This window comes from Streptomyces sp. SX-6, from assembly GCF_059089585.1.
In genome coordinates, this window is sequence record NZ_JBTHHU010000053.1 from 1 (window position 1) to 21,138 (window position 21,138).

Consider the following 21,138-nt stretch of genomic DNA (forward strand, 5'->3'; position numbering starts at 1 on the left):
GGACGCTGTCGAAGACGTAGAACTCCGCCTCCGGGCCGAAGTAGGCGGTATCGGCGATACCGGTGGAGGCCAGGTAGGCCTCGGCCTTCTTCGCCACATTCCGCGGATCACGGCTGTACTGCTCACCCGTGATCGGGTCATGGATGAAGAAGTTGATGTTCAACGTCTTGTCACGACGGAACGGGTCCACCCGGGCCGTGGACAGATCCGCACGCAGCGCCATGTCGGACTCGTGGATGGCCTGGAAACCACGGATCGACGAACCGTCAAAGGCCAGGTCGGCAGAGGGATCGAACCCCGTGGCGGGGATCGTCAGATGTTGCATCACGCCCGGCAGGTCGCAGAACCGGACATCGACGAACTTGATGCCCTCGTCGGCGATGAACTTCCGTGCGTCATCGGCGTTCTGGAACACGCGAGTCCTCCTAGCCCGGCCGTCGGAGGGCCGGAACGGCAGCAGGGAGGGACAGTGGTCCTCCACTGCCCCAGGAACATGAAAAAACCAGCCAGCTGGTTTGTCAATCTGATCGGGGAGGAGCGTTCCATTCCGCGACATTGCCCTGATATGCCGGGAGTTGACTGGTGAGGGGTGCGGCCGAAAACGGTTCAGGGTGCAGGTGGCGGCAGTGACAGCCGACTGAAGGACGGGTAAAACCATCTGGTAGGTTTTATTGTCCCCGGGTAGCCGGTCGAGTGAGGTCAAAGGTGGCAGAGCAGACAAGGGCCAAGCGCACGCGCAAGGCCCTCATCGCAGGCGCGGCCGAGGTGTTCGACGGCATCGGCTACGAGCGCGCGACCATGGCCAGGATCAGTGCGGCGGCGGGAGTGACGAAGGGCGCCCTGTACTTCCACTTCCCCACCAAGGACGAACTGGCCCGCGCGGTACAGGTATTGGCGTGCGAGCGGTCCGCCGAAGCACTGGCGGCGATCGACCGGCCGGGCGAACCCGCCCTGCAGGCATTGATCGACGCGACGCATGTGCTGGCCGCGCTGCAGCGCGAGGACACGGCCGTCAGGGCGGGCATTCTGCTCGCGCGTGAGCGCGAGTGCGCGGAGGAGGCCGTCGACTGTCACGCGGTCTGGCTGGACGCCGTGTGGGCGCTGCTGATGCGCGCGTCCTCGGAACACGATCTGCAGCCCGGCGTCAGCCTGTACGCCGTCGCGGCGCTGACCCTGTCGATGATCGGCGGTACCGAGCTGTTCTCGTGCGGCGAGACGCTGGGGATGCGGACCGCGCTCGCCGCCGATGTGGAGCGGCGGGAGAACGCGACCGAATGGCTGGCGCGGATCTGGCGCCTCGTGCTGCCCGCAGTGGCCGCCGACGGTGGTGCGGGACTCCGGGTCACGGGCCGTAAGGACGGCCTGCCGGTGATGCGGGACGCGTAGTCCCGCAGCGCCTCAGCGGCGCTTGGGCTGTCTTCCCTCGGGCTTCAGGTGCGGGAGCATTCCGGGTACCGCGATGCCCGGCAGGAGGGTGCGCCACAGTGCGGTGATCCGCTCGGGCAGGTCCGCCCGGTCCGCGTAGAGTTGCGAGAGCAACTGGGTGCCGGTGTAGGCGCCGACGAGCAGTTGCGCCAGTTCCTCCGGGTTCGCGTGCGGGAGCAACTCCCCCTGCTGCTTGGCCGCTTCGAGCTGCTCGCGGAACGCGCTCACCCACAGCTCGTACGGGGTGATGTCCCGGACACCGAAGGACACCTGCTCGATCGCGAGCCGCACGCCTGCTCTCAGCAGCGTGTTGGTCTGCAGCTCGTGCGACAGGTACACCGTCATGTCGATGGTCGTCTGAAGTCCCGGCTCGGAACGGGGCAGTTCGAGCGTGTCCGCCTGGGCCGACATGACGCCCTGGGCGAGCGCTTCCTTGGACGGGAAGTGGAAGTACAGGGCGCCTCTGGTGACGCCGGCCTTCGCCAGGATGTCGTTGATGCTCGCTGTCGTGAAGCCGTTCTCCTCGAAGACGGCGGCGGCGGCTTGGATGAGGGTCTCACGGGTCTTGATGGCCCGCTCCTGCTGTGGCCTCGCCATAGAAATTTCCCTTGTTGAAGGTAGTAGAAAAAACCATCCAGCCAGTATCTTATCAGCGTGTGCACCGCTCAGAGAGCCTGGTGTCCAGCCATGCATCGGTGTCCAACGGGGAGGGACTCGAATGCCCAGCACGCCCACCTTTGTCGCGCACGCTGCTTCCGCTTTTCCGGCCGCAGCCACGTTGCCGCAGCCCGAGGTCCGGCCGCTTCCGCGGCTGACCACCACCGTTCCCAAGGAGTACGTCCACCGCGCCGCTGTGTCCGAGGTGTTCCTCACCGGCTGGAGAACCGCTGGTGAGAACGTATATGTCGTCACTGCTCAGTGGCCTCGCGCCCACTCGTTCTACGGCTCGGCGGCCGGACTGCACGACCCGTTGCTGCTGGCCGAAACGCTTCGCCAGACGATTCCGCTTCTCTCGCACGTCGGTTACGACGTGCCGTTCGGACACCGGCTCATCTGGCAGGACCTGCAGTACTCGGTGACGCCCGGAGCACTGCGTTCCGGAGCCACTCCGGCAGAGCTCGAACTGCGGATCACCTGCTCCCCGGTCCAGCGAGCTAGCCGACTGACCGGTATGGGAATGGAATTCCTGGTGCTGCGCGAGGGTGCCGTACTGGCGACGGCCCGGGCCCGCTTCACCAGCCTCTCGCCGTCCGTCTACCGCCGGGTGCGCGGCGAGTACGGGGACATCGACCGGGTGCTCGCCGGCGCGCTGCCGCTCGAACCGCCCGTCGCCCCGCAGCTCGTGGGGCGCGACCGTCCCGGTGACGTGGTGCTGGCACCCACCGATGTCGAGGGCCGCTGGCTGCTGCGCAACGACACCGCACACGCCGTCCTTTTCGACCACCCCGTCGACCATTCGCCCGGCATGCTGATGCTCGAGGCGGCCCGCCAGGCCACCCAACTCGTGGTGGGTTCCGGGAAGGTGGTGCCGGTGGTCATGGACTCCGTCTTCACCCGCTACGTCGAGTTCGACTCGCCGTGCTGGATCGAGGCCGACATCCTGGCCTCGAACGACCCCTGCCGGTCGCGGGTCCGGGTCACCGCCCGGCAGAACGACCAGGTCGCCTTCTCCGCGACCGTGACCACCCACACGCCTCTCTGATCACCCACAGGCCTCTCTGACAACCCCCCACACGGCCGGGGCGCTTCCGCGAACGGAGCGCCCCGGCCGCGGGAGTTCAGAGGTGCTCAGCCGAAGAGGCGTTCCAGGACGACCGCTATGCCGTCGTCCTCGTTGGAGGCGGTGATCTCGTCGGCCACGGCCTTCAGCTCCGCGTGCGCGTCCGCCATGGCGACGCCGTACGCCGCCCACCCGAACATCGGGACGTCGTTCGGCATGTCGCCGAAGGCGATCGTGTCGGCCGCCTTCAGGCCCAGGCGGCGGGCGGCCAGGGACAGGCCCGTGGCCTTGCTCAGGCCGAGCGGGAGCAGCTCGACGATGCCGGCGCCCGCCATCGTCACGCCCACCAGGCCGCCGGCCACCGAGCGCGCGACCTCCGCCAGGGCGTCGTCGCCGAGCTCCGGGTGCTGGAGGTAGAGCTTGTTGAGGGGGGCGCTCCACAGGTCGGCCGGGTCCTTGACCGGGATGACCGGGAGCGGCCCTTCCTGGACGTGATAGCCCGGGCCCGTCAGCACCTCGCCGTCCAGCCCGTCCCGGCTGACGGCGAGGAACAGCGGACCGACCTCCGCCTCGATCTTGGCGACGGCCAGCCCGGCCAGCTGCCGGTCCAGCGTCACCGAGGTGAGCAGCCGGTGCTCACCCGCGTGGTAGACCTGCGCGCCCTGGCCGCACACGGCGAGGCCGCGGTAGTCCAGCGCGTCGAGTATGTGCTTCGTCCACGGCACGGACCGGCCGGTGACGACGATGTGCGCGGCACCCGCCGCCGTGGCCAGGCCGAGGGAGGCACGGGTGCGCTCCGAGACGGTCTCGTCGGAGCGCAGCAGCGTGCCGTCGAGGTCGGTGGCGACAAGACGGTACGGCGGCGGGGTGCTGGCAGCGGTCACCGGGCGACCGGCTCCAGGACCTCACGCCCGCCCAGGTACGGACGGAGCACCTCCGGCACGCGCACCGTGCCGTCCGCCTGCTGGTGGTTCTCCAGCAGCGCCACGATCGTGCGCGGAACCGCGCACAGGGTGCCGTTGAGGGTGGCCAGCGGCCGGACGTTCTTGCCGTCGCGCATGCGGACGGACAGCCGGCGGGCCTGGAACTCGTTGCAGTTCGACGTGGACGTCAGCTCGCGGTACTTGCCCTGGGTGGGGATCCACGCCTCGCAGTCGAACTTGCGGGACGCGGACGAACCCAGGTCGCCGGTGGCGGTGTCGATCACCTGGAACGGCAGCTCCAGGCTCGTCAGCCACTGCTTCTCCCACTCAAGGAGCCGCTTGTGCTCGGCCTCGGCGTCCTCCGGCGCGATGTACGAGAACATCTCGACCTTGTCGAACTGGTGGACGCGGAAGATGCCGCGGGTGTCCTTGCCGTACGTGCCGGCCTCGCGGCGGAAGCAGGGCGAGAAGCCCGCGTACCGCAGCGGCAGCCGGTTCGCCTCGATGATCTCGTCCATGTGGTACGCGGCCAGCGGGACCTCGGACGTGCCGACCAGGTAGAAGTCGTCCTTCTCCAGGTGGTAGACGTCCTGCGCGGCCTGGCCCAGGAAGCCGGTGCCCTCCATGGCGCGCGGCTTGACCAGCGCGGGGGTGAGCATCGGCGTGAAGCCGGCGGCGGAGGCCTGCGCGATGGCGGCGTTGACGAGGGCGAGCTCCAGCAGCGCGCCGACGCCCGTCAGGTAGTAGAAGCGCGAGCCGGAGACCTTGGCGCCGCGCTCGACGTCGATCGCGCCGAGCGACTGACCGAGCTCCAGGTGGTCCTTCGGCTCGAAGCCCTCGGCCGCGAAGTCGCGCGGGGTGCCGACGGTCTCGAGGACGGCGAAGTCGTCCTCGCCGCCGCGGGGGACGTCCGGGTGGACGAGGTTGCCGATCTGCAGCAGCAGGCGCTGGGCCTCGTCCGCTGCCTCGTTCTGCTCGGCGTCGGCGGCCTTCACGGCGGCGGACAGCTCACCGGCACGCTTCAGCAGCTCGGTCTTCTCGTCACCGGAGGCCTTGGGGATGAGCTTGCCGAGCGACTTCTGCTCGGCGCGGAGTTCGTCGAAGCGGACGCCGGACGACCTGCGCCGCTCGTCGGCGGAGAGCAGTGCGTCGACAAGCTCGACGTCCTCTCCACGGGCGCGCTGGGAGGCGCGCACACGGTCGGGGTCCTCACGAAGCAGGCGAAGGTCAATCACCCCTCAAGGCTACCGTTGTGTGCTGCGATCACTCGACGCGATATTCCTCTTCGTTATAATTTGTCCCATTCTGGGGGAGCGGGAAAAAGGGAGCCGGGGAAATTCGCGCGCGATGACCGGAAAACGGCGGGCAGGTTGCCGGGAAGCTATCCGGACGTTGCCGGAAATTGACGAAACAGCGGGCAAATGACGTAAGCGTGCGGAGTGCCCGGGTGAGCTGCCTTGCGTCAGGCGGGAGTTGGGGCGTCCATTGTCCACAGGAGCGTTCCCCTCCGCTTCTTTGTCCACAGGCTGTGCGTGAAATCTGTGGATGTCGGAACCAGAGCTTCCGGATATTTTCGTTCCCGGTCGCCTCTGGACGGAGTTCTCTCGGGTAAACCTCGCGCGGGCACTCTTTCGGGTGGTGATCGCTCGCCCCCGGGGAGTGTTCGACGATTTTCGGCTGACGGGTGGCCGACGGGTGGGGGTGTTGACAAGGGGCAGGGCTGTGGATGACGCGGCGGGTTGCTAGAGAGATTTGTCGACATTGACCGTTTTGCGGCCCGCCTGAAGGGTCTCGCTCTATCGACTTATCCCCAGATCGAGAGTCGCCTGTGGATAACTCGCCCGGTTGTCCACAGGCTCCCGGGCCCCTGGGACCCGCTCCGGCTCAGGCCCGGCCGTCCTGGCAGCGCGCGAGCCACTCCGCCGCCGCCACGAAGTCGGCGTCCGACGTCCCGGGCCGCGGCGCGGCAGCGGTGCCCGACCGGTCGTCCGGGTTCTCACCCGCACGCGGATACGAGCCGAGGAACCGCACCTTCGGGCAGGTCCGCTTCAGCCCCATCAGCGTCTCGGCCACCCGGCGGTCGGTGATGTGCCCCTCGCAGTCGATGGAGAAGCAGTACCGGCCCATTCCCTCGCCCGTGGGCCGCGACTCGATCCACGTCAGGTTCACCCCGCGCGAGGAGAACTCCTGCAGCAGCTCCATCAGCGCACCGGGGTGGTCGTCCCGGAGCCAGACGACCATGGACGTCCGGTCGGTGCCGGTGCGGGCCGCGGGCCGCGCGGGCCGGCCGGCCAGGACGAAGCGGGTCTGCGCGTTCCGCACGTCGTGGATGTCGGTGACCAGCGGCTCCAGCCCGTACGTCGCCGCCGCGAACTCCCCGGCGAACGCGGCGTCGTAGCGCCCCTCCTGCACCAGGCGCGCGCCGTCCGCGTTGGATGCCGCCGACTCCCACTGCGCCTTCGGCAGGTGCGCCGCCAGCCACTTGCGCACCTGCGGCTGGGCCACGGGGTGGCCCGTCACGGTCTTGATGTCCGCCAGCGCGGTCCCCGGGCGCACGAGGAGCGCGAAGGTGATCCGCAGCAGCACCTCGCGGTAGATCATCAGCGGTGCGCCGGTGGCGAGTTCGTCGAGCGTCGCGGTGACGCCGCCCTCGACGGAGTTCTCGATGGGCACGAGCGCCGCCGCCGCGTCCCCGTTCCGCACGGCGTCCAGCGCCGTCGGAACGGAGACCATGGGCACCAGCTCCCGCGTCGCCGCCTCCGGCAGGGTCCGCAGCGCGGCCTCGGTGAAGGTGCCCTCGGGACCGAGATAGGTGTAGCGGCTCGCAGACATCACGCTGGCTCCTCGGTGTGGGGTGGCTGATGCGCCACCCTACCCACGGCCGTCAGCCTTCCAGCAGCCGCTGCCCGACGTACTCGCCCGGCGCGCAGCCGCCCGGAACGGCGAACAGTCCGCTCGCTTCGTGGCGCAGGAAGCGCGACAGGCCGTCGCCCCGGTCCAGCTTCCGCTGCACCGGGACGAACCCGTGCGCGGGATCCGCCTGCCAGGCGACGAACAGCAGGCCCGCGTCCGGCGCACCGTCGTCGCGGAAGCCGTCGTGGTAGGAGAACGCCCGCCGCAGCATCGCCGCGCCGCGGTTGGACTCCGGCGCCGCGACCCGGATGTGCGCGTCGCCCGCGATTGCCAGCGAACCGTCCGGCAGCACCTTGTTCAGGTCCACCGGCGTCGTCTCCGTACCGCCGGACAGCGGGGCGCCGTCGGACTTGCGCCGGCCTATGACCTTCTCCTGGCGCTCCAGTGACAGGTTGTCCCAGCTGTCGAGCAGCATCCGGATGCGGCGTACGACCGCGTACGAGCCGCCCGCCATCCAGCTGTCGGCACCCTTGTGGTCTTCCGGCACGAACATCTTGGCGGCGAAGGAGTCGTCCGCCGGCTTGGGGTTGTTGGTGCCGTCGACCTGGCCCATCAGATTGCGGGCGGTCATCGGCTGTTCGGTGGCGCCCGGCGTCCGGTTGAAGCCCGTCATCTGCCAGCGCAGCCGTGCCGAGTCCCCTGCCTGCTTCTGGACCAGCCGCAGCGCGTGGAAGGCGACGAGCGCGTCGTCGGCGCCGATCTGCACCCACAGATCGCCGTCGCTGCGCTTCGCGTCGAGCGCGTCCTGGGTGAAGGCGGGCAGCGGCTCCAGCGCGGCGGGCCGCTTGGCGGCCAGCCCGGTGCGGTCGAAGAAGCTGCGGCCGAAGCCGAAGGTGACGGTAAGCGAGGACGGTCCCGCGTCCAGCGCGATGCCCGTGTCGTCGCCCTTGGGCGCGGCGCCCTCCATCAGCTCCGCCGCCGTCGCCGACCAGCGTCTGAGCAGCGCCGCCGCGGTCTTGCGGTCGGCGCCCGGCGCGAGGTCGAAGGCCGCCAGGTACCCGTGCGCCTGCGCGGGCGTGACGATGCCGGACTGGTGCGTGCTGTGGAAGGGGACGGAGGCCGAGCCGACGCCCGACAACGGGGCCGCGTCGTCGCGTACCGCCTCCGCCCCGAAGGCGCCGGCGGCGCCGCCCGCGACCAGTCCGGCCGCACCCGCGGCACCGGCGGTGCCGAGCAGGCGCCGCCGGGAGAGGAACTGCTTCTCTGTGCTGTCAGCCATCAGTTGATCTTCACGTTCTTGATCTCGGTGACCTGGTCGATCTCTGAGGTCCGTACGGTCAGGGTGAGCTGCCACTGTCCGCCCATGGGCAGCTGGAAGCCGGTGGCCTCCCACCGCCCGGTGGACAGGTGCTTGAGAGGAGCGCGCAGCGGGCCGATCGCCTTCTCCTTCTCGGTGAACGACACATCGAGCTGCGGGACGTCCACCGGCTTCCCGGCGGGGTCCGTCAGCCGGACGTCCACCGTATTGGCGCCGGAGCGCGCGGGGTCGACGGTGACCCGGGCCGTGCCGCGCCCGTTGGTCGCGCCCGTGTCGTAGGGGATCGTGGCCTCGGCCGGGCCGGTGCCGGTGCTCGTGCCGCTCCCGGCCGCCGCCTGCTTCTGCTCGGCCTCGGCGCGGCCGGGCTGGGTGCCCGTCAGCACGGTCGTGACCGCGAGCAGCACGACGGCGACCGCCGTCTCGGCGAGCACGGAACGGCGCAGTCCCGTACGGCCGGTGTCCGCGTCGCGCTGCCGCTGCCCGGCGGCCTTCGCGAAGACCGCCTGCTGCCGGGCGAGTTGGGCGGCGCGCTCCGGGGACTTCCCGGCGGGGCCCTTGGCGGGCCTGGCCTTCTTCGGGGCCTGCGCGGCGGTGCGGTCGGCGAGCCTGCCCGTCCAGCGGCGCGAGACGTACGCGAAGCCGACCATGACGGCCACCAGGGCCACCTTGAGCAGCAGCCAGCGGCCGTACTCCGTCCCCGTCAGGGCGTCCCACGTGCCGACCTGGCGCCAGGCCTGGTACAGCCCGGTCGCCACCAGAACGCACACAGCTGTGAACGCCAGCCGCGAAAAACGACGCACTGCTGTACGCGATATCGGCTCGCCCGACCACAAAACGGCCAACAGCGCGGCAAGTCCGCCGAGCCACACCGCGGCACCCAGCAGATGCGCGATGTCGACCGGCATCGCCAGCCACGGCTGTATGCCCGTCGACGCGTGCTCGGCCATCGCCCACGTCGCCGCCAGCCCGCCGGCGACGAGCGTGCCGCCGACGCCCAGGGCGTACGCGACACCGCGGCGCGCGCCGAGCGTCGGCTCGTTCTCCCTGGCGTACGTGCCGAACAGCACGGCCAGGAACACCGCGGCCGCGCTCAGCAGCACCAGGCGCGACAGCATGGCGGCGCCCGGCTTGGTGGACAGCGCATCGCCGAGCAGCGCGAGGTCGAGGACGGAGCCCAGCCCCTTGCCGCTCGTGTACGCGCCCCGCAGCAGCAACAGCGCGCCCGTCGAGGCGAACAGCGCGACCCAGCCGGCCACGGCGACCTTCTGCACGGGCCGCGACGCGCGGCACACGCCCGCGAAGACACAGCCGCCGACCAGCAGCGCGAAGCCGCCGTACGCCGCGTACCGGCCGATGCCGTAGAAGGTGTCGACGACCGGGTCGATCTCGGTGGCGGCCGCCTTCACCGTCGTCTTCGACGGCGCGCCGATCGAGAAGGTGAACGCACCGGCCACCGGGTGGCTGTCGGCCGAGACGGCCTGCCACGCCACGGTGTACGTGCCGTTGGCGATCCCCGTGCGCAGCGCGACCGCCGCCGTGTCGGACTTGCCGGGCACGTGCGCGGGCCTGCCCTCGTCGACGCGCTTGCCCTGCGGGTCCAGGACACGCACCGAGTCGGCGCTCAGCAGCACCCCCTCGGAGAAGGTGAGCGTGACCTGCTGGGGGGCGCTCGGCACCACCGACCCGCTCGCCGGGTCGGTGGCGGTCAGCGCGGCGTGCGCCGACGCGGTGCCCGCGCCGAGCGTCAGCGTGCACAGCAGCGCGGCGAGCAGGGTGCCCAGCAGAGCGAGCGCCTTGCCTGCCGCGGTCCTCGTCCTCATCGCGACGTCAGCCCTTGGGGCGGAAGGACGCGTCCTCGACCGGCACCTGGACCTTCACCGGCGCGGACGTCGCGAAGTGCAGCGTGAACTCGATCTTCTCGCCGACCTTGGGCTTGTGGCTCAGCTTGCCCAGCATGAGGTGGTTGCCGCCCCGCGCGAGCGACAGCTCGCCCTTCGCCGGCACCTCGAGCTTCTGGGCGTGCTTCATCTGCGAGCCCTCGGTGGAGTGCAGGGTGACGTCCTGCGAGAGGGGGCTGGTGACCTTGGTGAGCTGGTCCGCCTTGCCGCCGTCGTTCTTGACGGTGAAGTACGCGGCGGCCATGTCGTCCATCGCGGGCTTCGGCATGTAGGCGCCGTCCACGGACAGCTCGGCCTTGTCCTTGGTGCCCGAGTCGCAGCCGGTGAGCAGCAGGAACGTGCTCGCGAGCAGCAGGGGGAGGGCCGCCGCGGCGGCCACGGTGGTCTTGCGCATCACGGGTTCTCCCCCTTGACGATCTTCGGGAGGCTCTTGGCGTACTCGTCGGAGGTGGCCTCGGCGGTGTAGATCCAGTGGCCCGCGTCGTCCTTCGGCGAGAAGCCGACGACCTGGGCGCCGTGGCTGACGGTGATGGAGCCGTCCTTCTCCTTCTTCGGCTTCTCCACCAGGATCCCGAGCGGCTTGGCGGCGGCCTGGATCGTGTCGAAGTCACCGGTCAGACCGACTATGTCCTGCCCGCCCTGGGCGTCCAGCCACTGCCGCATCCGCTTGGGGGTGTCGCGGGCCGGGTCGGTGGTGACGAAGACGATCTGCAGCTTCTCCTGGTCGGCCTTGGGCAGCTTCTTCGCGGCGGAGGCCATGTCGGCGACCACGGTCGAGCAGACGTCGGGGCAGTAGGTGTAGCCGAAGTAGAGCAGGACGGCGCGGCCCTTGGTCGCCTTGACCAGTTCGTACTTCTTGTCCGCCGTGTCGGTCAGCACGAGGTCCGGCTTGGCCTTGGGGGTGTCGAGCGAGACGGGGCCCTGCTTCCTGGGCTCGGCCGAGACATCGGCGGCGGGCTTGTCGCCGTCGCTCTTGCCGTCGGAACCGCTGCAGGCCGTCAGGGTGAGCGCGGCGGCGATCGCCACCGCCGCGCCGAGGAACTTGGTGCGCATGGAGCGTTGTCTCCAGGGGGTGTGTCGGTGGGGTCCGGTCAGGCGTCGGTGCGGCGGCGTCCCGCGAACACGCCGAAGGCGGCGCCGGCCACGCCGACGACGATGCCCACGATGCCGAGGACGCGGGCGGTGGTGTCGGAGGAGTCGTCGCTCTTCGCGGCGGCCTCGCTCTTGTCGTCGGCACTCTTGCCGTCGGTGTTCTTGTCAGCGGCCTTGTCGACGAGCTTCAGCGTCGGCGCCGGGTGCTCGGGCTCCTCGCCGCCCGGCTTGGACGGGTCGATCCAGCGGACCACGTCCTTGTCCGAGTACGTCTGGAGCGCCTTGAACACCAGCTGGTCGGTGTCGGTGGGCAACTGGCCGACCGACAGCGGGAACTGCTGGAACTGGCCCGGCTTGATCTCGCCGCCCGTCCACGTGACCTTGCTGACGGCCTCGGTGACCGTCCCGTCGTCCGTCTTGACCGGCTTGTCGAGCTTGGTCTTCTCGACCTTCACATCCCAGCCCGGCACCGCCTGGGGCATCACCGAGGCGAGCGGGTGCTTGGGGTCGAGCGTGAGCTCGAGCTTCACCGTCGAGGCGTTGTCCTTCTCGTTCGGCACCTTGATGGCGATGGTGCTGTAGCCGCCCTTCTCGGCGGTGCCGGGCTGCACGCTGACGTGCGCGAAGGCAGGGCCGGCCAGCAACAGCACACCGGCGGCGGCGATACCGCCGGCCACGGGCAGCCGGCGCAGGACGGAGGAACGGGTACGCGATGCGTTCATGCGAGAACACTCCTCGAACAGGAGGGGGCGGAAGAGGTGGCGCGCGTGCGGCCACGCCGCGACCGCCCTCCCGCCGTAGTGCGGAGTGCGTCGCGTCGTTCAGGCCGCGAGGGCGAAGCGCGGCGGGCCCCGCCTGGTGACGGAGTGCTGGAGCTCCGGCTCGTACGCCGGGCGCTCCTCGTGCCCGTGGCCGTGGCGGACGGGCAGGGCGGGGCCTTCGGCCGTGCCGTCGGCGAAGGCCCGTACGAACACCATCGCGGCACGCAGCGCGCGGACGAGCGCGGCCTCGGCGACCATGCGCGCCGACTGCGCGGACAGGCCCACCGCCCGCCACAGCGCGGCCTCGCCGCGCCGCAGCAGCCAGCCCACGGCCAGTGCCGCGAGCAGGTGGCCGAGCAGCATCGGCAGGGATAGCGGCAGGATGTGCCAGAGCGAGGCCGGGGCGTGCTCCATGGGCATGGCCGTTCCCGCCGGGTGCACAGCCGGGTCCAGCCCGGCGTCCGTGATCACCCGGCGCGCCTCGGCCGTCGAGGCCGGAGGGCGCTGGTTGCAGAGCAGTTTGCCCGCGAACGAGATCAGCGGGTTGTCGGGCCCGGCCGACGGCCGGACCGGCTCGGCGCCGCGCTGTCCCAGGCCGAACAGCGCGTGCAGCCCCACCTGTCCCACGGCCAGGCAGGCCGCTATCCCCGGCAGCGAGCGTTCCCGTCCGGCCAGAGGTATGGACACCGCGAACACGGCCGCGAACCCTGCGGCCAGCGTCCACAGCGGCACTCCCGCGCACGAGGCCAGCACATGCCCGCCCGCGGACAGCAGGACACAGACCGCGGTGAACACCGCAGCCCGGAGCAGTCGCAGATCGGCGCCGGCGCGCGCGACGGGGTGGGACATGGCTGCGTCATCATCCCACCGGGCTTACTCCTTTCCTACGGCAGGGTGGGTCCGCATACCTCAATGCGCCGTCTTCTCGCATCCGCCGAATGAGCGGACTCACACACCCGGCAGGCTTACCAGCCGTCGCGCGCGGCTATAGGTATCGGTATGTCGAGCCGCGCCAGGAGGCTGAGCATGAGCATTTGGTGGTCACTCCACTTGCGGCGCGAGGCCGCGAGCGTTCCGCTCGCCCGGAGGCTCCTTGTCGGTGCCATGGAGACAGCAGGGGTCGACCCCGACATTGCCTACGATCTCGCGGTGGCCCTCAGCGAGGCGTGTGCCAACGCCGTGGAACACGGTGGTGATTCCTCCACCGGTTATCGCGTCACCGCCTGCATCGACGGCGACACCTGCCGCATCGAGGTGATCGACTCGGGCCCCGGGTTCGAGGAACGCTCCTGTACCCGTGAGCACCGCCCCGCTCGCCGCCCGCGGACGAAGACCCCGGCTCCCGTCCATGACGAGCACGGTCGGGGTCTCTTTCTGATCGAGTCGCTGGCGGACAACGTCCGTGTCCGCAACCGGCCCGGCCATCGGGGTGCGGTGGTCAGCTTCGACAAGATCCTCAAGTGGAGAGAGGGCGCGCCCCCGGCGGCAGCGCTGCTGAGAGCGTCGTAGCTGCCCGGAGTGCCGTAGTCGCTCAGAGCGTCTGGGCTATGCGCTCCATGTCCTCGGGGCGGCCGGACATGATCGTGCGCGCGTGCTCGGTGACCGCCTCGACCGGCCAGTCCCACCAGGCGGCGCGCAGCAGCCGCTCGACATCGGCGTCGTCGAACCGCTGCCGGATCGGACGGGCCGGGTTGCCGCCCACGATGGTGTACGGCGGGACGTCCGACGTCACCACCGAGCCCGAGGCGATGACGGCACCGTCGCCGATCGTGACACCCGGCATGATCAGCGCCTGGTAGCCGATCCAGACGTCGTTGCCGATCACGGTGTCGCCACGGCTGGTCATGCCGGTGACGAGATCGAGCGTCCGCTCCGCCCAGGCCCCGCCGAACATGGTGAACGGGAAGGTGGAGACCCCCATCGTCGGATGGTCGGCGCCCGCCATCATGAAGCGCACGCCGGTGGCGATCGCGCAGTACTTGCCGATCACCAGCCGCTCCGGGCCGTAGGCGTAGAGCACGTTGCGGCGCTCGAACTCCTCCGCGCCGTCCGGGTCGTCGTAGTAGGTGTACGCGCCGACCTCGATGCGCGGGTCGGTGACCAGGGAACGCAGCAGCACCACGCGGTCGTGGCCGGCCAGCGGGTGGAGGGCGGTGGCGTCGGGGATCGCGGTTGCGGCGGGCATGGTGCCTCCCATTGAGGAGCATGAGCTAACGCGACCCTTGTCGCGTTAGCTCAACGATGGCAGGCTCCGCCCCCGCCCGCAACCCCTAATGCAATCCGAGTTGTATTTACTTCTTCAAGTCCGCCATCCACGCCTCGACGTCGGCGGACGTACGCGGCAGCGCGGCGGAGAGATTGCGGTTGCCGGTCTCCGTGACGAGGATGTCGTCCTCGATGCGGACGCCGATGCCGCGGTACTCCTCCGGCACGGTCAGGTCGTCGGCCTGGAAGTAGAGGCCGGGCTCGACGGTGAGCACCATGCCGGGCTCGAGGGCGCCGTCGACGTACGCCTCCGTGCGGGCGACGGCGCAGTCGTGGACGTCCATGCCGAGCATGTGGCCGGTGCCGTGCAGGGTCCAGCGGCGCTGGAGGCCGAGCTCCAGGACGCGCTCGGCCGGGCCCTCGAGCAGCCCCCACTCGACGAGCTTCTCGGCGAGCACCCGCTGGGCGGCGTCGTGGAAGTCGCGGAACTTCGCGCCGGGCTTCACCGCCGCGATGCCGGCCTCCTGGGCCTCGTACACCGCGTCGTAGATCTTGCGCTGGAGCTCGGTGTACGTGCCGTTGATGGGCAGCGTGCGGGTGACGTCGGCGGTGTAGAGGGTGGTGGTCTCCACGCCGGCGTCCAGGAGCAGCAGCTCGCCGGAGCGGACCGGGCCGTCGTTGCGCACCCAGTGCAGGGTGGTGGCGTGCGGGCCGGCGGCGCAGATGGAGCCGTAGCCGATGTCGTTGCCCTCGACGCGGGCGCGCAGGAAGAACGTGCCCTCGATGTACCGCTCCGAGGTGGCCTCGGCCTTGTCGAGGACCTTCACGACGTCCTCGAAGCCGCGGATGGTCGAGTCGACGGCCTTCTGCAGCTCGCCGATCTCGAAGTCGTCCTTCATGAGCCGCAGTTCGCTGAGGAAGACGCGCAGCTCTTCGTCGCGCTCGGCGGTGACCTTGTCGGTGAGGGCGGCCTCGATCCCGGCGTCGTGGTCGCGGACGGCGCGGACCGGGCCGGTGGCCGCGCGCAGCGCGTCGGGGAGCCCCCGCACGTCCCGGCAGGGCAGGCCCAGCAGCTGCTCGGACTCGGCGAGGCTGTACCGGCGGCCGACCCACAGCTCGCCCATGCCGTCGAGCCAGAACTCGCCGTTCTCGCGGCTGGAACGCGGCAGCAGGTAGAGCGTCGCCTCGTGGCCGTCGGTGACGGGCTCCAGGACGAGGACGCCGTCCTGCGTCTGGTCGCCGGTGAGGTGGGCGTATTCGGTCGCGGCGCGGAACGCGTACTCGGTGTCGTTCGAGCGGGTCCTGAGGTTGCCCGCGGGGATCACCAGGCGCTCGCCGGGGAACCGGGCGGACAGCGCGGCGCGGCGCCGGGCGGTCTCCTGCGCCTGGGCCATGGGCCGCAGGTCGCGCTGCTCGGTGTCGGCCCAGCCGGTCTTCATGTTCGCGGCAAGCTCGGCGGAGACGGTCGGGTAGAGACCGTTCTTCCGCTGCTTGATGGGCTCGTCGCCCTCGGGGTTCTCGGGCGCGGGCTGGTCGGTCACTGCTCTCCTCCTCGAACGGGGCCGTCCTCCATCGTAGGTGTGGCCGAAAGAGGCGGAGAAGGGCCATGGCGACCGTGGGGAAACGGGGCGAAGGTCCTTCCGTCTCCCGGATGACATCAATCGGGATGTATCACTCGAAATGGGCGACGAGGAGCACGGCGTCGTCCTCCACGTCGTCCGCGTCCTGTGGCAGGACGGCCCGCAGCACATGGTCGGCGAGCGCCTCCGGATCGCGCCGGGCCTCCTTGGGCACGCTCGCCGCCGCCGTGTGCAGGCGGGCGAAGGCCCGGTCCATGGTGCCGCCCGTACGGCGCAGCAGTCCGTCGTTGTAGAAGAGAAGCGTTTCCCCCGGCGCCGGTTCGATCTCCACGCTGGGCGCCTCCCAGCAGGCCAGCATGCCGAGCGGGGCCGAGAGCGAGGTCTCCACGTACTCGATGCGGTGCTCGCCGATGATCAGCGGTGAGCAGTGCCCGGCGCCGGCGACCACGACCTTCCTGAAGGCGGGCTCGCAGTACGCGAAGAGCGCCGTGGCGGCGCGGGAGGGTTCCGTCAGGCGCAGCAGCAGCTCGAGGTCGGAGAGGACGGCGACCGGATCCTCGCCCTCCATCACGGCGTACGCCCGCAGGGAGGCGCGCAGGCGGCCCGTCGCGGCGATGGCGCCGGGGCCGGAACCGGTGATTCCGCCCACGGCCAGGCCGAGTGCGCCGTCGGGCAGGGGGAGCGCGTCGAACCAGCTGCCGCCGCCGCGCGGCCCGGTGCGGTGGCGTACGGCCAGGCGGACCCCTGGGACGCGGGGCAGCCGGCTGGGGAGCAGTTCCTCGCGGAGGGTGGCCACGGTGTCCCGGGCCTGGGTGAGTTCGAGCAGCCGGGCGAGGTGCTCGGTGGCGTGGCCGCAGTAGAGGCCGGCCAGGTGCTGCCGGCGTTCGGCGGGTTCGGCCGGTTCGTCGTAGAGCCAGACGGCCGCGCCGATCCGGCGCGGCGTGCCGGAGGACGCGGCCGAGTCCAGCGGTACGGCGTAGCTGGCGGCGTAGCCGAGCCTCGCCGCGACCTCGCGGTGGCGGGGGTCGAGGTCCTCCTCGCCGGTGATGTCGGGCCGGCAGACGCCGGTGCGGGCGCCGACCGGGGGGAGGTCGTCGAGGAGCCGTACGTACGGGTGGGACGACCGGGGGGCGGAGTGGTCGTGCGGGATGGTCTCGAGGTGGCCGAGATCCGCGCGGCCGAGCCCGAGGCCCACGGTGACGGAGCGGCCGGAGCCGTCGTCGGGATGCAGGGTGACCAGGCCGCGGGCGGCGCCGACGAGGGTGCCTCCCGCGCGCAGGAGTTCCTTCAGGGCGTCGTCGAGGTTCGTGGTGCGGGTGAGGCGCTCGGTGAGTTCCTGGAGCGTGGTGAGGTCCGAGACCCAGCGCGCGAGGTGGTCCTGGACGAGGGCGCCCGCCGTGGGGGGAGTGTCGTGCGAGGGGGGTGCGTCGGCGGCGGGAACCGCAGCAGAAGACGGGGCAGGGGCAGGGGCGGGAGGATCGATTCCGGCCACTTTCGGGAGGTGGGGCGCGCTCATGGCCGCATGCCCCGGACATGGCGCGGGAAACCGGCCGTGCGACGGGTTTCGGGGAGGTTCTCCGGCATCCCGGCAAGGCTCTGTGATCGGCCCGTCGGCCTGCGTGTTCCATGAAATAGCACCGCAAACCCCCTGTCGTGGTGCGTGCTATCGGTGGGTCCACATGTACACGCCCCGGTGAGCAGATGTCCAGCATTGGACCAGTGGGAATGATGGTGTCTGAGGGGTTTTGAAGTTGGCCGGAAAATAGTGCCGTGGCCGCCGAATTGCGGTCGACTGGTGCCGTTCGACAGCGCGTCACCGTTGCGGCGGTGGGTACGTACTGGGGGACGGGCAAGGGGAGTTGGCACCGTCCGGAACCCGGCGGCGGGCCCCGGCGTCTTATCCGGCAACGGCCACGCCCGTCCCGATCGGAATGGGGCAACCCATGCCGTGGCGAGGGGCACACCGGACCGGTACGAAGCGCCATGCGCGCGCCACCCTCCGCCAGGTTTCACGCTCGGCCCTTGGCGTGATGCGCTGCGTTGTACGCGCAGTGACCTGTGATCCATGTGGTGCGTCGGTCCTCGCAGGACCACGGCGCGTTGAGTGTCGCGCCACGCAATGCCCGTAGTGCCATGTAGTCCATGCAGTCCGCGTGGAGTGTCATGCGACGCGACACGCGGTGCACGTCCGACCGCAGTGCAAGAACCGCAGTGCCAGACCGGCCCTCGTCCTACGACCGGGGCCCACCTTCGGCGTTCACGGAAAGGAACGAGCGCTCATGCGCGAGATCCTCGGCAGGCGACGCAAGCTGTCGCTTCGGCGAACCGGCCGTTCCGCGGTGCTGACCGCGGCCCTGACCTACGCCACGCAGTGGAAGTGGCCCGTCCTCCCGGGCGTGGGCCTGCGGCCCGGCATCGGCCGGGTGCGCGAGTGCGGCTGTGCCCACCCGGACTGCGCGGCTCCCGGCGCCCACCCCTTCGACCCCGGTCTGCTGGCGGCCACGACGGACGCCCGGATGGTCCGCTGGTGGTGGACCAACCGGCCCGAGGCGTCCATCGTGCTCGCCACGGGCGCGCGCGCGGCGTGCGCCGTGAGTCTGCCGGCGGTCGCCGGGGTGCGCGCGCTGGCGGCCTTCGATCGCGCGGGCGTACGCCTCGGTCCGGTCGTGGCGACGCCCACCCGCTGGACGCTGCTGGTGGCCCCGTACTCGCTCGAGGTCCTCGGGGAACTGCTCCACCGGCAGGAGTGGGTGCCGGGTTCGCTGCGCTTCCACGGCGAGGGCGGCTATGTGGTGCTGCCGCCGTCGGTGACGGGCACCGGGCGGGCCCGCTGGGAGCGCGGGCCGAGGCTGCCGGCGGGCCGCTCCGGCACGGTCGCGCGGCCGTGGCTGCCGGACGTGGCGACGGTGGTCGACGTCCTGGTCGAGCAGAGCGCCGCCACCGGCACACCGGACGGCGGCAGCAGGCTCGCGTACTGACCGCACGCACCCCGGAGCGGCGGACCGAACGGGCGAATCTGAGAGCGCGTACGGACGGGAGACGCACGCGCTCTCACTCGTACGGGTGCAAGCCGCTCGGGGAACTGCGGGAATCGGGCGTACAACGGCACGGAGAGGGCCCTCCCGCCCGCTATCTTGCGGGCGAGGGCCCTGCGTGGGACGCCGAGTTCGGGTGTCCGCCGCATCGAGAGCGCCCGGCGGGACGCACCCGGTCCGTCCCGCGATCCCGTAGTCCGCGGCGAGTTGCAGCAGGTGGTCCCATGGAGGGTGTGCCCGGCATGTGCCGGCAGCGCGCGGCCAATCTCCGGATGGTCGCGCTCGCGAGCGCGGTGGCGCTCGCAGTCGTGCTTCCGCTGGCAGCGGCGACCGCAGGCCCCGCGGGCCTGTCGGGCCGGCACAAGGCGGGGCCCGGCAAACGGCAGGGCGGGCCGAAGGAACGGGCCGGGGGCGCTGCGTCTTCTGCGTCTCCCGACGCCGGAACCCGGCCCGACGGCGGGCCGGGCACGCTGCTCGGCGCCCCTGACCGGCCCGCCGCGGAGCAGCCCGCCGCGGAGCAGGCCCGCAGCGCCGCCCAGTGCGGGCCCGAACTCGAGGCTCCCGCAGGCCTGGAGGCGCAGACCTGCGTCCTCGCGGACGGGGCGGACGCCTGGGCGCGTACGTACTACCGCAACGCCACGGGCGGCCCGCTGGCGGGCGTGCTGACGCTCATGGCCCCCGACGGGCAGACGGTCGAGGTGCAGTGCCGGATGACGGCCTCACAGGCTCCGGATGTGTGCGAGACGCCGCGCGGACGGGCCGTGCCGGGACATGGCGCATATACGGCGGTTGCGGAGATCGTTTCGGAGGAGGGGAAGCTCCTGCTCCGCTCGGGGAGCAACTCCCCGGATCCGTCGGCGGATTAGCGGGCGGTCGCCTGCGGGTCGTTTCGGCGGGGGCGCGTACGGGGGGCGCGGAAGCCGCGCAGTCCAGGCGGTGCGGGGGAAGTGCCGGGAAGGGGGCCGCCGGAGGGCCGGGCCCGGGCATGGAAGTGCCCGGTCGCTGGCGACGGGGGATGCACCAGCGACCGGGCTCCTAGAACGGTAACAAGAGATCGGCCGTTCGCAAATTCGATCGTGGATTTCCGGACGCGGATTTCCGGTCTGACAGCGGGAGTTGTGACAGGAGTCACGTGAAGGGACGCCTCCGGGGCCCCGGAACGCCGTCCTCCGCGCATTCCGGGGGCGCTCCGGCGAGCGGCGCCCGACCGCCGTCAGTTCAGGGTGATCTGACGGCTCGTGAGCCCGCTGCGTGCCCGCCGCTCCTCCGCCGTGAGCGGCGTCGTGTCGGTGAGCGCCGCGGCGAGCCGCTCGGCGAAGGCGGCGGCCGGCTTCTCCACGTCCGCCGCGCCCACCGTGCCCGGCAGGTCCCACACCGGCACGGTCAGGCCGTGCGCGCGGAACGAGCCGACGAGACGGGTGCCCTCGCCGAGCGAGGACGCGCCGGCCGCGTGCAGCCGGGCGAGGGAGTCCAGCAGCTTCTCCTCGGGGTGGGTCATCACCCAGCGCAGGTGGTTCTTCTCGGGCGTCTCGCACCAGTACGCGCCCTCGGCGGCGGCGAGCCGGACGGTCGGGATCGCGGCGGCGTTGGCGCGCTCCAGGGAGGCGGTGACCTCGCCGGTGGCGTTCTCGGGGTTCTCGATCCAGAACTCGAACCCGGTGTGCACGACCGGCTCGAAGGGGGCGTCCGCGTCCAGCAGGTCCTGCAGGCGCGGCCCGTCGGCGTCGGTGCGCCCGGCGGCGACCGGGGTGCCCGGCTCGGCGACGAGAGCGCGCTGGAGGGTGTCCGCCAGGTCGCGGCTGAGGTCGCCGGAGGCGGTGTCGTTCTGCAGGCCCAGTAGCACGGCGCCGTTGTCGCGGCGCAGGGCGGGCCAGGCCATCGGCAGCACGGTGGCCAGGGTCACGGAGGGCACGCCCTCGGGGAGCCCGCCCTTGAGGGTGAGTTCGACGGTCGCGGCGGGCACCAGCTCGCGCAGCGCGACCCAGTCCGCCTCGCCGGGCAGCGCCTCGAAGGGACGCTGCACCAGCTCGGCCGCGGCGTGCGCGGCCTGGTGCCCGTGGCAGGCCTTGTAGCGCCGGCCCGAGCCACAGGGGCAGGGTTCGCGGGCGCCGACGACGGGGACCGTACCGTCGCCGGGCAGCGGTGTGGCGGCCTTGGTCTGGGGGCGGCGCTTCTTGGCCATGGCGTGCGTGTCTCCCGATCGTGCGTCCGGCTCGTGTGCCCCGGGGCACACTTCGTTGACGGGCGCGAGCCTAGCGCTCGGTCGGGTCCTGTCCGCGGTACGCCCGGACATCGTTGTCCGAGCCCGTCCCGCCGCCGATGCGGGGG

The 21,138-nt window shown here is 71.3% G+C and carries 20 protein-coding genes; 5 read left to right on the plus strand and 15 right to left on the minus strand.

Annotation, left to right across the window (positions count from 1 at the left end):
• On the minus strand, positions 1–415 hold a 415-nt coding region (locus ACV530_RS35115; protein WP_494336777.1), incomplete at its 3' end, for a glutamine synthetase beta-grasp domain-containing protein.
• A 290-nt stretch (positions 416–705) separates the two neighbouring features.
• Between ACV530_RS35115 and ACV530_RS35120 the strand changes: the two genes are divergently transcribed.
• Positions 706–1,386, plus strand: a complete 681-nt coding sequence (locus tag ACV530_RS35120) for a ScbR family autoregulator-binding transcription factor (protein ID WP_494336778.1) — start codon at positions 706–708, stop codon at positions 1,384–1,386.
• Positions 1,387–1,398: 12 nt separating this feature from the next.
• Here ACV530_RS35120 and ACV530_RS35125 read toward each other — a convergent pair whose 3' ends face one another.
• Positions 1,399–2,022, minus strand: coding sequence for a ScbR family autoregulator-binding transcription factor (locus ACV530_RS35125; protein WP_494336779.1), 624 nt, complete (start codon positions 2,020–2,022; stop codon positions 1,399–1,401).
• A gap of 121 nt (positions 2,023–2,143) precedes the next feature.
• Here ACV530_RS35125 and ACV530_RS35130 point away from each other — a divergent pair, with 121 nt between their 5' ends.
• Positions 2,144–3,127, plus strand: a complete 984-nt coding sequence (locus ACV530_RS35130) for a ScbA/BarX family gamma-butyrolactone biosynthesis protein (RefSeq protein WP_494336780.1) — start codon at positions 2,144–2,146, stop codon at positions 3,125–3,127.
• An 86-nt stretch (positions 3,128–3,213) separates the two neighbouring features.
• Here ACV530_RS35130 and ACV530_RS35135 read toward each other — a convergent pair whose 3' ends face one another.
• From ACV530_RS35135 to ACV530_RS35175, 9 genes are all read right to left on the minus strand, one after another.
• Complete coding sequence (locus ACV530_RS35135; protein WP_494336781.1) at positions 3,214–4,029, minus strand: HAD family hydrolase; 816 nt, start codon at positions 4,027–4,029, stop codon at positions 3,214–3,216.
• Positions 4,026–5,303 carry a serine--tRNA ligase gene (gene serS / locus ACV530_RS35140; RefSeq protein WP_494336782.1) on the minus strand — a complete coding sequence of 426 codons (1,278 nt, stop codon included), beginning with the start codon at positions 5,301–5,303 and terminating at the stop codon, positions 4,026–4,028. Before serS ends, ACV530_RS35135 begins: the two co-directional genes overlap by 4 nt.
• Before the next feature lie 649 nt (positions 5,304–5,952).
• Positions 5,953–6,900 (minus strand): prephenate dehydratase, encoded by a 948-nt coding sequence (pheA, locus tag ACV530_RS35145; protein ID WP_494336810.1) that lies wholly within the window; start codon positions 6,898–6,900, stop codon positions 5,953–5,955.
• A gap of 52 nt (positions 6,901–6,952) precedes the next feature.
• Positions 6,953–8,200 carry an iron uptake transporter deferrochelatase/peroxidase subunit gene (gene efeB, locus ACV530_RS35150; protein WP_494336783.1) on the minus strand — a complete coding sequence of 416 codons (1,248 nt, stop codon included), beginning with the start codon at positions 8,198–8,200 and terminating at the stop codon, positions 6,953–6,955.
• Complete coding sequence (locus ACV530_RS35155; protein ID WP_494336784.1) at positions 8,200–10,059, minus strand: copper resistance CopC/CopD family protein; 1,860 nt, start codon at positions 10,057–10,059, stop codon at positions 8,200–8,202. Before ACV530_RS35155 ends, efeB begins: the two co-directional genes overlap by 1 nt.
• 7 nt (positions 10,060–10,066) lie before the next feature.
• Complete coding sequence (locus ACV530_RS35160; RefSeq protein WP_494336785.1) at positions 10,067–10,531, minus strand: copper chaperone PCu(A)C; 465 nt, start codon at positions 10,529–10,531, stop codon at positions 10,067–10,069.
• Complete coding sequence (locus tag ACV530_RS35165; RefSeq protein WP_494336786.1) at positions 10,531–11,190, minus strand: SCO family protein; 660 nt, start codon at positions 11,188–11,190, stop codon at positions 10,531–10,533. Before ACV530_RS35165 ends, ACV530_RS35160 begins: the two co-directional genes overlap by 1 nt.
• Positions 11,191–11,228: 38 nt before the next feature.
• Complete coding sequence (locus ACV530_RS35170; RefSeq protein ID WP_494336787.1) at positions 11,229–11,951, minus strand: YcnI family copper-binding membrane protein; 723 nt, start codon at positions 11,949–11,951, stop codon at positions 11,229–11,231.
• A gap of 99 nt (positions 11,952–12,050) precedes the next feature.
• Positions 12,051–12,839, minus strand: coding sequence for a hypothetical protein (locus tag ACV530_RS35175; protein ID WP_494336788.1), 789 nt, complete (start codon positions 12,837–12,839; stop codon positions 12,051–12,053).
• Between the two features lie 177 nt (positions 12,840–13,016).
• Between ACV530_RS35175 and ACV530_RS35180 the strand changes: the two genes are divergently transcribed.
• Entirely contained in the window at positions 13,017–13,499 is a 483-nt protein-coding gene (locus ACV530_RS35180; protein ID WP_494336789.1) for an ATP-binding protein, read from the plus strand.
• Positions 13,500–13,521: 22 nt separating this feature from the next.
• On the opposite strand, the gene ACV530_RS35185 is transcribed toward ACV530_RS35180, so the two are convergent.
• The 3 genes from ACV530_RS35185 to ACV530_RS35195 all read right to left on the minus strand — a co-directional run bounded on the left by ACV530_RS35185 (position 13,522) and on the right by ACV530_RS35195 (position 17,291).
• The gene (locus ACV530_RS35185; protein ID WP_494336790.1) at positions 13,522–14,175 is read right to left on the minus strand and encodes a CatB-related O-acetyltransferase; all 654 of its coding nucleotides are present in this window, start codon (positions 14,173–14,175) and stop codon (positions 13,522–13,524) included.
• Positions 14,176–14,281: 106 nt separating this feature from the next.
• Positions 14,282–15,736: an aminopeptidase P family protein gene (locus tag ACV530_RS35190; protein ID WP_494336791.1), complete on the minus strand. Its 1,455-nt coding sequence runs from the start codon at positions 15,734–15,736 to the stop codon at positions 14,282–14,284.
• A gap of 130 nt (positions 15,737–15,866) precedes the next feature.
• Positions 15,867–17,291 (minus strand): PP2C family protein-serine/threonine phosphatase, encoded by a 1,425-nt coding sequence (locus ACV530_RS35195; protein WP_494336792.1) that lies wholly within the window; start codon positions 17,289–17,291, stop codon positions 15,867–15,869.
• A gap of 763 nt (positions 17,292–18,054) precedes the next feature.
• Here ACV530_RS35195 and ACV530_RS35200 point away from each other — a divergent pair.
• Both ACV530_RS35200 and ACV530_RS35205 read left to right on the plus strand, forming a co-directional pair.
• A complete protein-coding gene (locus ACV530_RS35200; RefSeq protein ID WP_494336793.1) occupies positions 18,055–18,753 on the plus strand; it encodes a bifunctional DNA primase/polymerase in 699 nt (232 codons plus the stop codon).
• Positions 18,754–19,034: 281 nt separating this feature from the next.
• A complete protein-coding gene (locus ACV530_RS35205) occupies positions 19,035–19,676 on the plus strand; it encodes a hypothetical protein (RefSeq protein WP_494336794.1) in 642 nt (213 codons plus the stop codon).
• Positions 19,677–20,023: 347 nt separating this feature from the next.
• Here the strand turns inward: ACV530_RS35205 and ACV530_RS35210 are convergent, their stop codons facing one another.
• On the minus strand, positions 20,024–20,992 hold the full coding sequence (locus ACV530_RS35210) for a DUF5926 family protein (protein WP_494336795.1): 969 nt from the start codon (positions 20,990–20,992) through the stop codon (positions 20,024–20,026).
• Between the last annotated feature and the right edge of the window lie 146 nt (positions 20,993–21,138).

Bases quoted from the DNA above. Each gene is read 5' to 3' on its own strand.
- pheA (WP_494336810.1), bottom strand. From the start codon at position 6,900: ATGTCTGCGAGCCGCTACACCTATCTCGGTCCCGAGGGCACCTTCACC.
- efeB (WP_494336783.1), bottom strand. From the start codon at position 8,200: ATGGCTGACAGCACAGAGAAGCAGTTCCTCTCCCGGCGGCGCCTGCTC.
- ACV530_RS35175 (WP_494336788.1), bottom strand. From the start codon at position 12,839: ATGTCCCACCCCGTCGCGCGCGCCGGCGCCGATCTGCGACTGCTCCGG.
- ACV530_RS35160 (WP_494336785.1), bottom strand. From the start codon at position 10,531: ATGCGCAAGACCACCGTGGCCGCCGCGGCGGCCCTCCCCCTGCTGCTC.
- ACV530_RS35155 (WP_494336784.1), bottom strand. From the start codon at position 10,059: ATGAGGACGAGGACCGCGGCAGGCAAGGCGCTCGCTCTGCTGGGCACC.
- ACV530_RS35205 (WP_494336794.1), top strand. From the start codon at position 19,035: ATGGAGGGTGTGCCCGGCATGTGCCGGCAGCGCGCGGCCAATCTCCGG.
- ACV530_RS35195 (WP_494336792.1), bottom strand. From the start codon at position 17,291: ATGAGCGCGCCCCACCTCCCGAAAGTGGCCGGAATCGATCCTCCCGCC.
- ACV530_RS35165 (WP_494336786.1), bottom strand. From the start codon at position 11,190: ATGCGCACCAAGTTCCTCGGCGCGGCGGTGGCGATCGCCGCCGCGCTC.
- ACV530_RS35185 (WP_494336790.1), bottom strand. From the start codon at position 14,175: ATGCCCGCCGCAACCGCGATCCCCGACGCCACCGCCCTCCACCCGCTG.
- ACV530_RS35125 (WP_494336779.1), bottom strand. From the start codon at position 2,022: ATGGCGAGGCCACAGCAGGAGCGGGCCATCAAGACCCGTGAGACCCTC.
- ACV530_RS35170 (WP_494336787.1), bottom strand. From the start codon at position 11,951: ATGAACGCATCGCGTACCCGTTCCTCCGTCCTGCGCCGGCTGCCCGTG.
- ACV530_RS35210 (WP_494336795.1), bottom strand. From the start codon at position 20,992: ATGGCCAAGAAGCGCCGCCCCCAGACCAAGGCCGCCACACCGCTGCCC.
- ACV530_RS35180 (WP_494336789.1), top strand. From the start codon at position 13,017: ATGAGCATTTGGTGGTCACTCCACTTGCGGCGCGAGGCCGCGAGCGTT.
- ACV530_RS35130 (WP_494336780.1), top strand. From the start codon at position 2,144: ATGCCCAGCACGCCCACCTTTGTCGCGCACGCTGCTTCCGCTTTTCCG.
- ACV530_RS35200 (WP_494336793.1), top strand. From the start codon at position 18,055: ATGCGCGAGATCCTCGGCAGGCGACGCAAGCTGTCGCTTCGGCGAACC.